This is a genomic window from Nitratidesulfovibrio liaohensis, from assembly GCF_011682075.1.
Lineage (GTDB): Bacteria > Desulfobacterota > Desulfovibrionia > Desulfovibrionales > Desulfovibrionaceae > Cupidesulfovibrio > Cupidesulfovibrio liaohensis.
This window is the reverse complement of sequence record NZ_VSMK01000727.1, coordinates 1-12600: the sequence shown is the minus strand read 5'-3', so window position 1 is coordinate 12600 and position 12600 is coordinate 1. Positions and strand designations below refer to the sequence as shown.

10 protein-coding genes and 1 pseudogene are annotated in these 12600 nt (G+C 66.8%); 8 read left to right on the top strand and 3 right to left on the bottom strand.

Features of this window, described 5'->3' with window-relative positions:
* From metE to FVW27_RS18240, 8 genes are all read left to right on the top strand, one after another.
* Positions 1–1035: 5-methyltetrahydropteroyltriglutamate--homocysteine S-methyltransferase (gene metE / locus FVW27_RS18275; protein WP_167127948.1), on the top strand; the 1035-nt coding region annotated here is incomplete at its 5' end.
* A 359-nt stretch (positions 1036–1394) separates the two neighbouring features.
* Positions 1395–2201 (top strand): class I SAM-dependent methyltransferase, encoded by an 807-nt coding sequence (locus FVW27_RS18270; protein WP_167127945.1) that lies wholly within the window; start codon positions 1395–1397, stop codon positions 2199–2201.
* Between the two features lie 294 nt (positions 2202–2495).
* The gene (gene hisS / locus FVW27_RS18265; protein ID WP_167127943.1) at positions 2496–3776 is read left to right on the top strand and encodes a histidine--tRNA ligase; all 1281 of its coding nucleotides are present in this window, start codon (positions 2496–2498) and stop codon (positions 3774–3776) included.
* A gap of 164 nt (positions 3777–3940) precedes the next feature.
* Positions 3941–5785 carry an aspartate--tRNA ligase gene (aspS, locus tag FVW27_RS18260; RefSeq protein WP_167127939.1) on the top strand — a complete coding sequence of 615 codons (1845 nt, stop codon included), beginning with the start codon at positions 3941–3943 and terminating at the stop codon, positions 5783–5785.
* 150 nt (positions 5786–5935) lie between these two features.
* The gene (gene def / locus FVW27_RS18255) at positions 5936–6490 is read left to right on the top strand and encodes a peptide deformylase (protein ID WP_167127936.1); all 555 of its coding nucleotides are present in this window, start codon (positions 5936–5938) and stop codon (positions 6488–6490) included.
* A gap of 31 nt (positions 6491–6521) precedes the next feature.
* Positions 6522–7571, top strand: a complete 1050-nt coding sequence (gene fmt / locus FVW27_RS18250; RefSeq protein WP_424991892.1) for a methionyl-tRNA formyltransferase — start codon at positions 6522–6524, stop codon at positions 7569–7571.
* Between the two features lie 198 nt (positions 7572–7769).
* A complete protein-coding gene (locus tag FVW27_RS18245; RefSeq protein ID WP_167127933.1) occupies positions 7770–8795 on the top strand; it encodes a DUF116 domain-containing protein in 1026 nt (341 codons plus the stop codon).
* Entirely contained in the window at positions 8792–10384 is a 1593-nt protein-coding gene (locus FVW27_RS18240) for an RsmB/NOP family class I SAM-dependent RNA methyltransferase (protein ID WP_167127930.1), read from the top strand. The genes FVW27_RS18245 and FVW27_RS18240 overlap by 4 nt, the downstream gene beginning before the upstream one ends.
* Positions 10385–10488: 104 nt before the next feature.
* On the opposite strand, the gene FVW27_RS18235 is transcribed toward FVW27_RS18240, so the two are convergent.
* The 3 genes and pseudogenes from FVW27_RS18235 to FVW27_RS18225 form a co-directional block, all read right to left on the bottom strand.
* On the bottom strand, positions 10489–10893 hold the full coding sequence (locus FVW27_RS18235; protein WP_167127927.1) for a DnaJ family domain-containing protein: 405 nt from the start codon (positions 10891–10893) through the stop codon (positions 10489–10491).
* Between the two features lie 388 nt (positions 10894–11281).
* Positions 11282–12232, bottom strand: a complete 951-nt coding sequence (locus FVW27_RS18230) for a bifunctional heptose 7-phosphate kinase/heptose 1-phosphate adenyltransferase (RefSeq protein WP_341806176.1) — start codon at positions 12230–12232, stop codon at positions 11282–11284.
* A 136-nt stretch (positions 12233–12368) separates the two neighbouring features.
* A pseudogene (locus tag FVW27_RS18225) lies at positions 12369–12600 on the bottom strand (ParB/RepB/Spo0J family partition protein); the annotation flags it as partial.

Below are 12600 nucleotides of genomic sequence, written 5' to 3'. Positions count from 1 at the left end.
ACCGCCCGCATCGCCGCCCAGCGCGCCGCGTTGCGCCTGCCCGTGCTGCCCACCACCACCATCGGCTCGTTCCCCCAGACCGCCGACATCCGCGCCCAGCGCCGCAAGCTGCGCACCGGCCAGATCACCGAAGCCCAGTACGACGCAGCCATGCGCGAGGCCATTGCCGTCGCCATCCGCGAGCAGGAGGCCCTTGGGCTGGACGTGCTGGTGCACGGCGAGCCGGAGCGCAACGACATGGTGGAGTACTTCGGCGAGCAGTTGCGCGGGTTCTGCATCACCGCCAACGGCTGGGTGCAGAGCTACGGCACCCGCTGCGTCAAGCCGCCCCTGCTCTACGGCGATGTCTCGCGCCCCGGCCCCATGACCGTGCGCTGGATCACCCATGCCCAGTCGCTGACCGGCAAACCGGTCAAGGGCATGCTTACCGGCCCGGTCACCATCGCCTGCTGGAGTTTTGTCCGTGATGACGTGCCCCGGCCCGTGGTCTTCCGCCAGCTTGCCCTGGCCATCCGCGACGAGGTGGCCGACCTCGAGACCTCGGGCATCGGCGTCATCCAGATCGACGAACCCGCCCTGCGCGAGGGCCTGCCCCTGCGCCGCGCCGCCCACGCCGCCTATCTCGACGCCGCCGTGGGAGCGTTCCGTCTGGCCTCGTCCGGCGTGCGGGACGCCACCCAGATCCATACCCACATGTGCTACTGCGACTTCCACGACATCATCGACCACGTGGCCGCGCTGGACGCCGACGTCATCAGCCTGGAAGCCAGCCGCAGCCGCATGGAACTGCTGGATGTCTTCGCCACCCACGCCTACCCCAACGAGGTCGGCCCCGGCGTGTACGACATCCACAGCCCGCGCGTGCCCTCCATCGACGAAATGGAAACCCTGCTCCGCGCCGCCATCCGCGTCCTGCCCCTGGACCGCCTGTGGGCCAACCCCGACTGCGGCCTGAAAACCCGCGACTGGCCCGAAACCCGCGCCAGCCTCGCCCACCTCGTGGCCGCCGCCGCACGGGTGCGGGGCAACGCCTGATCAAGAGAACCCATTGAGAACTATCCGGGGGAAGGAACCTTTTGAAAAAGGTTCCTTCCCCCGGCCCCCCATCCTCCCAAACTTTTTAATTGGGGGCCGCTCCGCAATACGAAACCGCAACATCCCAACGCCCTGCCTTGCGCTACTCCCCCTATGGAAACGTTTTGGAAGAAGGGGTGGGGGTCCGGGGGCGGGGAAGAAACTTTTTGGAAAAAGTTTCTTCCCCGCCCCCGGTTCCTTCTTCCTCTCCTCCTTCCCCATCTTCCCCCACGCCCCTCCGCGACTCCCCACCCTTTTCGCGCGGGGGGACTTGGCGTATGCTGCGCCCAAACCGGATGCCGGAAGCAATGGGGAGGCGCATGAACCAGCGGTGGGATGCGGACACGGTGCGGGGCTACATGCAGTGGCTGGAGACGCCCAGGGGGGCGTTTGCGGTGCGGCACGAGCAGCGGCTGCTGCATCACATGGTGTCTGGCTGGCCCCGGCGCGGGCATACCCTGCTGGAGGTGGGCTGCGGTCCGGGGGTATTCCTGGAATCTTTCTGGGGGGCGGGGTTCGACGTCACGGGGCTGGACAGCAGCGAGGCCATGCTGGAGGCCGCGCGCGAACGCCTGAACTGCCGGGCGGACTTTCACCTTGGCGTGGCGGATCACCTGCCCTTTGACGACGACGCCTTCGACTACGTGGCCCTGCTGACCTGCCTGGAATTCGTGCCCGACCCGGCGGCGGCGCTGGCGGAAGCGTTCCGGGTGGCCTCGCGCGGGGTGCTGGTGGGCTTCCTGAACCGGATTTCGCCCTACTATCCCACCCACGGGGTGCCGATGCCGGGGCTGCGCGGCTCCTTGCTGCGGCAGGCCCGCTGGTTCAGTGTGCCTTCCATGTATGGGTTGGTGCGCGGCACGGGGGTGTCCTGCTCCGTCACCATGCGCTCGGTGCTGCACGGCCCGGCCTGCACCTGGCGTGAATCGCGCCTGTTCGAGATGCTGAACGGCTGGATCAGCCTTTCGCCGTTCGGCGCGTACGTGGCCATGCGCATGGACTTTGGCCGCCGCATGCCGGTCACCCCGCTGGTGCTGCGCACGGGCAAGGCCGCCGTGTCGCGCCTGGCACCCGGTCGCCAGGCCGCCACGGACGGTTTTTCCTGCCGCCGCAAGCACGAGGAATAGCCGGGCACGGCTGCGACCCGCTCCCGTCTCCTTCCTGCCCTCTCGCCATAATTTTCCACCGGGCCCACTGTCCGCGCACGGCAGCACTCCCCTGCATCGCGACTGACGTCGAAAACAGGGGAACCCAAGGGGCGGCAGCCGTGTTGCGATCGCCAGCCCCACCCCTGCGCGTGATATTCGACGATTTTGACAATACCCGCCCATTGGACTATCCATGGCTGTTTCCGCACCGGCGGGGCGCGGCGTGCCGTGCGCATGCCCCCTGCCGCGCAAGCCTGCATCCGGAAGCGAGCCATGAGCACCAACAATTCCGACAAGACCGCACAAAAGGTTACGGGCGACAAGGTGGGCACCATCAAGGGGTTCGCCGACATGTTCAGCCCCGACAGCGACGTGTTCACCTTCATGGAGAACACCGCACGCGAGGTGTTCGGCCGTTACGGCTACGCCGAACTGCGCACCCCGCTGCTGGAGCGCACCGAACTGTTCTGCCGCTCCATCGGCACCGAGACCGACGTGGTGCAGAAGGAAATGTACACCTTCCCCGACCGCAAGGGCCGTTCGCTGACCCTGCGCCCGGAAGCCACGGCGGGCGTCATGCGCGCCTTCATCGATGCGGGCCGCCACGCGCAGGAACCGGTGTCCAAGCTGTTCACCACCGGCCCCATGTTCCGCTACGAGCGCCCGCAAAAGGGCCGCATGCGCCAGTTCCACCAGATCAACTGCGAATGCCTTGGCCCGCAGGAACCGCAGGCCGACGCCGAACTGGTGCTGATGCTCATGACCTTCCTGCGCGAACTGGGGCTGACCGACCTTTCGTTGCAGGTAAACTCGCTGGGCTGCCGCGAATGCCGCCCGGTGTACCGGGCCGCGTTGCGCGACTTTCTGGATTCCATCGACCGCGAGGCCCTGTGCGAGGACTGCCGCCGCCGCATCGACACCAACCCGCTGCGGGTGCTGGACTGCAAGGTGCCCACCTGCCGCGAGCTGACCGCCGATGCCCCGCGCATCATCGACCACAACTGCCCGGAATGCCGCAGCCACTTCGACACGGTGCTGCGCGTGTTCGACGCCGCGCGGCTGGACTACGTGCTCACCCCGCGCCTGGTGCGCGGGCTGGACTACTACAACCGCACCACCTTCGAGGTGGTGTCCGGCTCCATCGGCGCGCAGTCGTCGGTGGCGGGCGGCGGGCGGTATGACGGCCTGGTGGCGCAACTGGGCGGCCCCGACGTGCCCGGCGTGGGCTTTGCCTGCGGCATGGAACGCCTGGCCCTGATGATGCCCGCGCTGGAGAAGAAGCGGCCCGATTTCTACATCGCCGTGCTGGACCCGGCAGCGGCGGACGCGGCCATGCTGCTGGCGCAGGAATTGCGCGCGGCGGGCAAGGCGGGCGAGGTGTCCTTTGCCGCGCGCGGCATCAAGGGCCAGATGCGCCAGGCCGGACGCACCGGCGCGCGCTGCACCCTGCTGCTGGGCGGCGACGAGATGGCCAACGGCACCGTTGTCATCAAGGACATGGACAGCGGCGAGCAGCGCAGCGTGCCGCAGGGTGAGGCCGCGAACCACGTGTAGCGTGGTGGCCGACAGCATCTGTCGCTACCCTTTTGAAAAGTTTGGGGGGGAGGGGTCCGGGGAGGGAGACCCTTTCCAAAGGGTCCCCTCCCCGGTACTCTTCCTACCCCGTTTCCGTCCCTTTCCGACTTGTCATCCTCGGGAAACATCCAAAGGAACCGTTCATGAGCGATCAGAAACTTGACGTCCAACAGGAACACCAGCAGTACATCGAACCCCTGGGCGACTGGGTGCGCAGCCACGATTGCTGCACCCTGACCGCCGCCGACACCGGGGCCGAAGTCTGCCTGATGGGCTGGGTACAGTACCGCCGCGACCACGGCGGCCTCATTTTCGTGGACCTGCGCGACCGCCAGGGCCTTACCCAGATCGTGTTCAGCCCCGACGTCAATCCCGCCGCGCATGAGCGCGCGCACATCATCCGCTCTGAATACGTGCTGGCCATTCGCGGCACCGTGCGGCCCCGTCCCGAGGGCATGACCAACCCCGGCATGAAGACCGGCGAGATCGAGGTGTACGTTTCCGAATGGAAGCTGCTGAACACCTCCAGGACGCCCGCCTTCGTCATCGAGGACCGCACCGAGGCCAGCGAGAACCTGCGCCTGCAGTACCGCTACCTCGACCTGCGCCGCCCGCGCATGGCCAACAACTTCATCGTGCGCCACAAGGCCGCGCAGGCCACCCGCCGCTACCTGGACGAGCTGGGCTTTCTGGAAATCGAGACGCCCTACCTCACCAAGTCCACGCCGGAAGGCGCGCGCGACTTCCTGGTGCCCAGCCGCCTGAACCAGGGTCAGTTCTACGCCCTGCCGCAGTCGCCGCAGCTGTTCAAACAGCTGCTGATGATGTCGGGCATGGAACGCTACTACCAGATCGTGCGTTGCTTCCGCGACGAGGACATGCGCGCCGACCGCCAGCTGGAGTTCACCCAGATCGATATCGAGATGAGCTTCGTGGACGAGGAACAGGTGATGGCCATGGCCGAAGGCCTGATGGCCCGCGTGTTCCGCGACGCGCTGGGGCGAGAGATCGCCACCCCCTTCCCGCGCATGAGCTATGACGACGCCATGGCCCGCTACGGCGTGGACAAGCCGGACACCCGCTTCGGACTGGAGCTGCAGGATGTCACGCACATCGTGCGCGGCTCCAACTTCAAGCTGTTCGCCACTGCGGAACTGGTCAAGGCCATGCGCGTGCCCGGCGGCGAAACCATGACCCGCAAGGAGATCGACGAATTCACCGAGTTCGTGAAGATCTACGGCGCGCAGGGACTTGCCTGGATCAAGATCCGGCCCGAAGAATGGCAGTCGCCCATCGCCAAGTTCCTGTCCGACGAGGAACGCGCCGGGCTGAAGGAAGCCCTGGGCCTTGAAACGGGCGACATCGTGTTCTTCCAGGCGGGCGCGCCGGACATGGTCAACGCGGCGCTGGGCAACCTACGCGTGCGCCTTGGCGAGCACCTGGGCCTCATCGACGAGAACGCCTTCAATTTCCTGTGGGTGACCGACTTCCCGCTGTTCGAATACGACGAGGAAGAAAAGCGTTACGTGGCCTGCCACCATCCGTTCACCTCGCCCAAGGACGGCCACATGGACGTCATGGTCGAGAACCCGGCGGCGGCCCGTGCCCGCGCCTACGACATGGTGCTGAACGGCTACGAACTGGGCGGCGGCTCCATCCGCAACCACACGGCGGAAAAGCAGCGCCGCATGTTCGCCGCGCTCGGCTTCTCGCCCGAAGAAGCGGAAGCGCAGTTCGGCTTCCTGACCCAGGCGCTGGAAATGGGCGCCCCGCCGCACGGCGGCATCGCCTTCGGCATGGACCGTCTGGCCATGCTGCTGACCGGCTCGTCGTCCATCCGCGACGTCATCGCCTTCCCCAAGACCCAGAAGGCCACCTGCCTGCTCACCCAGGCCCCGGACAGCGTATCCGCCCGCCAGCTGCGCGACCTGGGCCTGCGCCTGCGCGAAACGGGCAAGGACGGCGCACCCAACGCTCCGCAGGGCTAGGCCCCGCACATTGTCTGCTCCGCACGGGGGAGGAGGGCCGCGCGCCTTCCTCCCCCGTCGCTTCGCCCCCTGTTCTCTGCCCTTTCCTTGCCCGCACGGCGTGCTTACCGTAGGGTGATCGCATCAAACGCCCACATCACAGGACCGCCCATGATCCGAGAAGTGCTGCAATATCCCGACCCGCGCCTTGCCGTGGAGTGCGAGGACATCACCGAGATCACCGATGAAATCCGCCAGCTTGCCGCCGACATGGCCGAAACCATGTACCGGCAGGACGGCATCGGCCTTGCCGCGCCCCAGGTAGGCGAGCACTGCCGCCTGATCGTGGTGGACGTGTCCGGCCCGGAAAAGCGCGAGGCGCTGATGACCTTCGTGAATCCTCGTCTGGAACTGACCGGCGAGAAGATAGACTCGGAGGAAGGCTGCCTGTCCGTGCCCGGTGGCTACCGTGCCACCCTCACCCGCAGCGACACCGTGCGCCTGACCGCGCGCGACCTGGACGGCAACGAGGTGTGCATGGACGCCGACGGCCTGCTGGCCGTGTGCCTGCAACACGAGGTGGACCACCTGAAGGGCACCCTGTTCATCGACCATATCAGCAGGCTGAAGCGCACCCTGTACGATTCGCGCGTCAAGAAGATGCAGAAGAATGCGCCCCGGCCCATGCCCACGGCAACGGCCAAGGCCCGCACGGGAGCGCGCTAGCATGACCGGGCAGGACGACGTGCAGGACATCATGCAGGACGACAACGCCACCACGGCAGCCGAACAAGTGGCTACGGCCCCTGCCGCGCCGCGCACTCCGTTGCGCGTGGTGTTCATGGGCACGCCCGGCTTTGCCGCGGTGATCCTGCGCCATCTGCTGGAATGGGACGGCTGCGAGGTCATCGCCGCGTACACCCAGCCGGACCGTCCCTGCGGGCGCGGCCAGCAATGCCGCCCGCCCGAGGTCAAGCTGCTGGCCATCGAGCACGGCGTGCCGGTGTACCAGCCCCTGAATTTCAAGACCGAGGAAGCCGTTGCGGAATTGCGTTCCCTGCGGCCCGACGTGCTGGTGGTGGCCGCCTACGGCCTGATACTGCCGCAGTCGGTGCTGGACATCCCGCGCCTTGGCCCCGTCAACGTGCATGCCTCGCTGTTGCCGCGCCTGCGCGGTGCCGCACCCATCCAGCGCGCCGTCATGGCCGGTGACGCCGTGACCGGGGTGACCATCATGCGCATGGAGGCCAGCCTGGATACCGGCCCCATGCTGCTGCAAAAAGCCATGGGCATCGACATCAACGACACTGCGGGCGACCTGCACGACCAACTGGCCGACCTTGGCGGCAGACTGCTGACCGTGGCGCTGGGCAAGCTGGCCGACGGCACCGCCGTGGTCATCCCGCAGGATAATGACCGGGCCACCTACGCCGCCAAGCTGACCAAGGCCGACGGACTCATCGACTGGAACCGGCCCGCCGCACAGGTGCATGCGCACATTCGCGGGGTTACCCCGTGGCCCGGCGCGTACTGCACCATCCAGCGTGAAGGACAGAAGGAACTGCGCGTGTCCCTCGCCCCCGGCCGCATCGGTCCGTTGCGGTCGGATGCCCCGGAATACGAGGGCGCCGCTCCCGGCACCATAGTCGGACTGGTGGACGAGCAACTGGCCATCGCCTGCGCCGACCGGCTGTATCTTGTGGATTCCATCCGCCCGGCGGACCGCAAGCCCATGGATGCACGCGCCTTTCTGTGCGGCTACCTGAACGCCTGCGAATGCGACGGCGGCCTTGCCGTGTGCGTGTAGGCGGCTGACGTTGGCGTAGACCGGTGACAGGGCCGCCACCTTGTGGGTGTGGCCCTGCCCGACAGCCCTGCTCCGGCTGCACCCTGCCCCGTACCGTCACACCCCGGGCACGACGTGGCACTCCAGGCCCTGGCCCTGCTGCGAACCTCCCGGTCATTGCGCTCCCAACCCATTGCGCACTCCGCAATCACGAAAGCCATGTCCATACCCATCCGCAAGAACCCGGATTCCCTCCCCAGAGAGGACTACCACGGCGCCCGCAAGCGGCTGTTCATCGGGCTGATCAGCCTGACGTCCGCCGCCCTGTGCCTCGTGCTGCTGGTGGGGTGGATCATCCCGTACATCGGGCTCGGCAACATCCATCCGCTGGTGCCGGACATAACCGGTGCGCTGCTGGTGGCGTGCATCGCAGTCATCGTGTGGGCCACGCTGGGCCTTGTGCTGCACATCTACACAGGTCGGCCGTGGTTCGGCTCGCAACGGGTGCGCGGCGTGGCTGTAAAGCTGTTCCTGCCGCTCATGGAACTGCTGGGGCGGCTGTTCGGCATCTCGCGCGAAGAGGTGCGTCACTCTTTCATCAAGGTCAACAACGAGCTGGTGCGCGGCGAGACGGGCAGCTTTGCCCCGTCGGACGTGCTGATCCTGCTGCCGCACTGCCTCCAGTCCAGCAACTGCGCGGTGCGCCTGACCTACGGCGTGGACCACTGCAAGCGCTGCGGCCAGTGCCCCATAGAGCAACTGCTGGCCCTGCGCGACCGCTACGGCGTCAAGCTGGCCATTGCCACCGGCGGCACCATTGCCCGGCGCATCGTGGTCAAGGAACGCCCCCGGCTGATCATTGCCGTGGCCTGCGAACGCGACCTTGCCAGCGGCATCCAGGACACCCACCCCATCCCGGTGTACGGCGTGCTCAACGAGCGGCCCAACGGTCCCTGCCTGGATACGCTGGTCAGCCTGACCAACGTGGAAAAGGCCCTGCGCCACTTTTTGAACGTGCTGCCACCAGACCTTGCTGACGAGGACACGGCCTGCGCGGCAACTGGTGCGCCCGCTGCCGGTGCTCCTGGTTCCGTTGCCGATGCCACCTTCGGGGCTGGTCGCGGAAATGCCTGCCAGCCCGGCAATGCCGGAAGCACCGCAGGCCACCACCACCGCGCACAGGATGCCGCGCCTGCGGCTTCTTCCACCGGTGCCGCCCCTGCCGCGCCTTCGGATCCGCAATGAGTTCCCGCCCCCGCCAACCCCACGCCAAGGACGGGCACCTGCCGCCTGCCCGCGCGGCTGCCCTTGCCGCACTGGACAAGGTGCTCCGCAAGGGACAGGAAGTACAGGCCGCACTGGACACCGTGCTTGCTGGCGCTGCCGTGCGCAATGGGGCTAACGCTCCCGCAATTGCATGCAACACGTCATCCAAAAAGAGTGGATCGACTGCTCAAAAGCTCACGGCATCTTCCCCTGCTGACTCCGCATTGCGGCATGTCGGAATTTCGCGCCAGGACGCCGCCCTGGCCACGGAACTCGTCTACGGGTATCTGCGGTCGGAAATCCGCATTTCGTGGCTCCTGCGCCGCTTCCTGACAGCCCCTGAGAAGTTGCCGCAGGAAGCCTTGTTGACCCTGGGCGTGGCCGCCCACGAAATCGTGCACCTGGACCGCATTCCCGACTACGCTGCGGTGGACTGGGCCGTCACCCACATCCGCCAGCGCTTCGGCCCCGGTCTCGGCAAACTGGCCAACGCGGTTCTGCGCAACGTGGCCCGGCTGGGCGACGACGCCCGCATCGCGGACATGTACCACGCCGACCTGCCGGACCCGCGCGATTTCCTGTCCGTGTACCATGCCGCGCCGCGCTGGCTGGTGGACCTGTGGTGCGATGCGTACGGACCCGACCGTGCCGCCGACCTGCTGGCTGCCAGTGCCCAGGCTCCGGCCCCGGCGGTTCGCGTCAATGCTGCTCGCCCCGGCTGGCAGGCGCTGCGTGAACAGCTGATTGCGGATCACGGCGGCACTGCCTGCGGCCATGCCGGGGTGGTCTTTCCCGTCGGTGGCTTTCCGGCGGAGGTGGCCGCGCAGGAGCGCGCCGGGTTGCTGTCTCGTCAGGGGGCGGCATCGCAGGAAGTGCTGGACGCATTGCGCCCGGACACCTGGGAAGGCCCGGTGTGGGATGCCTGTTGCGGGCGAGGCGGCAAGGCGCTGGCCCTGCTGGAGCGCGGTGTGGATATCTGCCTGTGCAGCGACCCCAATGCGGGCCGCCTGCGCGGCCTGCGCGTTGACGCGGAGCGACTGGGGCTTGCGGTACCCGCCATTGTCCGGGCTTCCGCAACGCAGCCTCCGTGCGTGGCGGGCGCCGCCAGCGCGGCAGCAGGCCCGGGTTGCCCGGCCCTGCCAGTTCAGCCAGTTCAACCAGTCACATCAGACACGCCGGACACGCCACGCACCACGGGCACAAGTGGCGGAACGGCCAGCGCGGGTGCCTTCCGCACCATTCTCATCGATGCACCCTGCTCCGGACTGGGCACCCTTTCCCGCCGCCCGGACATCAAGCTGCGCCGCACCTCCACCGACCTCGACGCACTTGCCGCGTTGCAAGGCAGGATACTTGATGCTGCCCTGTCCGTACTGCCCACGGGTGGTCGGCTGGTGTACATCACCTGCACCCTGAACCCCGCCGAGAACGAGGCGCAGATCGAACGTCTGCTGTCCCCGACCGGTGCCGCCAGCGCTGCCCCCGTCACTGTCGAAGTGCAGCACACCACCCCCGCCGACACCCCAGCCCGTGAATTCTTTTTCGGCGTGGTGTTGCGCAAGGGGTAACCGCGCACGCCTCATATCACGACGCAAAGGGCGCCCGGAGCAACAACTCCGGGCGCCCTTTGCCTGCCTGCCACATGGCGGCTCGTCCTTCACACGCACGCCGGTTACGTCTTGTCGCTGCCCCTGTCCGCAGACTGCCCCGCCACACGCATTTGATTGACCATGCTTTGGTAATACGCTTCGTACTCTTCAAAGTTCAGTGGCCGGTTACGGCTGGCGCCCACCTTGCGCAGCATCAGGTTCAGCTTCTGCATCTGGCGATACTTCTCGCGCTCGTCCTCGCAGTTTTCCAGCAGATCCATCACCGTCTGGATCTCGCGCGCCGTCTCCAGTTGGGGCGGCAGATAGCCCGCGTTGCGGAGCACCTTGTAGGCCATGCGCAGGTCTTCGGGCACCATGGAGTAGTCCTCCAAGTCCAGCGGACGCCCGGCACCCGGCAGGTTGTCGAACGCGCCCTCTTCCTGGGCCTCGGCTATGCGCCGCTCGGCAATGAGCGTCATGGCGTCCATGAAAACCTCCGGCATGAGGGATAAGGCATGCGTGGGCGCGCTGCGCGCGCCACTGGAAAAGGCAAACACCCCGGTGCCGGGGCACCCCCCGGCGCACCCGGGAGTTTTTCTGCGCATACGCCTCTGGCGCTCAATCGGCAATGCCCCGGCCATTACCGCGCGCGAAAAGCCGTGACCTGTCGTGGCGGGCCGTGGCGGACCGTGCATTTCCACCGCCCGCTCTGGCAGGCGTTGCGCCAACACGTGGCTGCCCCTGACTCATCATCGAATCGTATTACGTTTCGATCCGCGTTTACACTTCGTGTTTCACGTGAAATCGCAGATTGTCACTGAAACGAACAGGGCTCCCTTACGGGAGCCCTGTTGAAAACCGAAGACAGGCGGTCATTCAGGCCCAGCGATCGACATGAGGCACCGGCAAGGTTGCAATGGCCTCGCGCAGTTCATCCGGAAGCACGGATGCCGCCCCCACCTGCCCCACCACGATGCCCGCGGCATAGTTCGCCAACACGCAACTTTCCAGCAAATCCACCCCTGCGGCCAAGGCCAGTCCCACAGTGGCGATCACCGTATCCCCGGCACCGGTCACGTCGAACACGCTGCGGGCAGTGGTGGGGATGTGCCAGACCTTGTCTGCCGCCTCGAACAGGGCCATGCCCTTGGGGCCAAGGGTGGTCAGCAGGTGCTGGCAGTGCAGCTTGTCGAAGATGGCCCGCCCGGCAGCCAGGATTTCCTCGCGCGTGCCCGTGGGCAGGTGTGCGCCTTCGCTGGTTTCCTTGGCGTTGGGGGTTGGCATGAATACGTTGCGGTACAGATGAAAATTGGGGGTCTTGGGGTCCACCAGCACTGCAGGCCGCGTACCGCGACGCGCCCACAACGCCTCCAGCCCGTCCATGAATTCCCCGGTCACCACGCCCTTGCCGTAGTCGGACACGATGACCACGCTGCAGTCGGCGCTTGCCGATTCCACCAGCCGCAGCAGGTCATCCAGATGCTGCCCGCCGATGGGGCTGGTTTCCTCGCGGTCGATGCGCAACATCTGCTGTTGCCGGGCAATGACACGGGTTTTCAGAGTGGTGGGCCGACCCTGAATTTCCACGAACTCGGCGTCCACACCCTCATCCAGCAACACGCGGCGCAACAGCGCGGAACGCGGCCCGTTACCGCACACGCTGACCAGACGCGGCACGCCGCCCAGGGTACGGATATTCTTGGCCACGTTGCCCGCGCCCCCCACCAGGTGCCTGTCCTCGGACACGCTTACCACGGGCACGGGGGCTTCGGGCGAGATGCGCTGTGCGTCGCCCACCAGATATTCGTCGATCATCACGTCGCCCACCACGCAAACGCGAGCACCCGCCAGCCGGGCCACCTGCGCGCCGAGGGCAGCGCCATTGATGTTGTAGTTGACCATCAATACATCCTGCAAAGTGTAATACGAAAGCTGTGAGGGGGTTTTAAATCAGGGAACAGGCCTACCGCCGTTCCAGACCAAGCCGCGACAGAAGCTGCGCGAGCTGCTCCGGCGATTCGAAATTGAGCGTGATCTTGCCCTTCTCTTCCGTGCCGCTCACCGATACGCGCAGGCTCAGCGCCTCGTGCAGGCGGCCCTGCAGGGAGCGCATGGACGGCGCAACCCGCTGCGGCGGACGCACGGGCCGCGCGTCTTCACGTTTGGGCGGCACGGCAAGCGGCTCGGGCAGGGCG

What these genes read in the sequence shown, in the direction of transcription:
- FVW27_RS18240 (WP_167127930.1), top strand. Translation starts at nt 8,792, where the DNA reads ATGAGTTCCCGCCCCCGCCAACCCCACGCCAAGGACGGGCACCTGCCG.
- FVW27_RS18245 (WP_167127933.1), top strand. Translation starts at nt 7,770, where the DNA reads ATGTCCATACCCATCCGCAAGAACCCGGATTCCCTCCCCAGAGAGGAC.
- FVW27_RS18235 (WP_167127927.1), bottom strand. Translation starts at nt 10,893, where the DNA reads ATGGACGCCATGACGCTCATTGCCGAGCGGCGCATAGCCGAGGCCCAG.
- FVW27_RS18270 (WP_167127945.1), top strand. Translation starts at nt 1,395, where the DNA reads ATGAACCAGCGGTGGGATGCGGACACGGTGCGGGGCTACATGCAGTGG.
- aspS (WP_167127939.1), top strand. Translation starts at nt 3,941, where the DNA reads ATGAGCGATCAGAAACTTGACGTCCAACAGGAACACCAGCAGTACATC.
- fmt (WP_424991892.1), top strand. Translation starts at nt 6,522, where the DNA reads ATGCAGGACGACAACGCCACCACGGCAGCCGAACAAGTGGCTACGGCC.
- def (WP_167127936.1), top strand. Translation starts at nt 5,936, where the DNA reads ATGATCCGAGAAGTGCTGCAATATCCCGACCCGCGCCTTGCCGTGGAG.
- hisS (WP_167127943.1), top strand. Translation starts at nt 2,496, where the DNA reads ATGAGCACCAACAATTCCGACAAGACCGCACAAAAGGTTACGGGCGAC.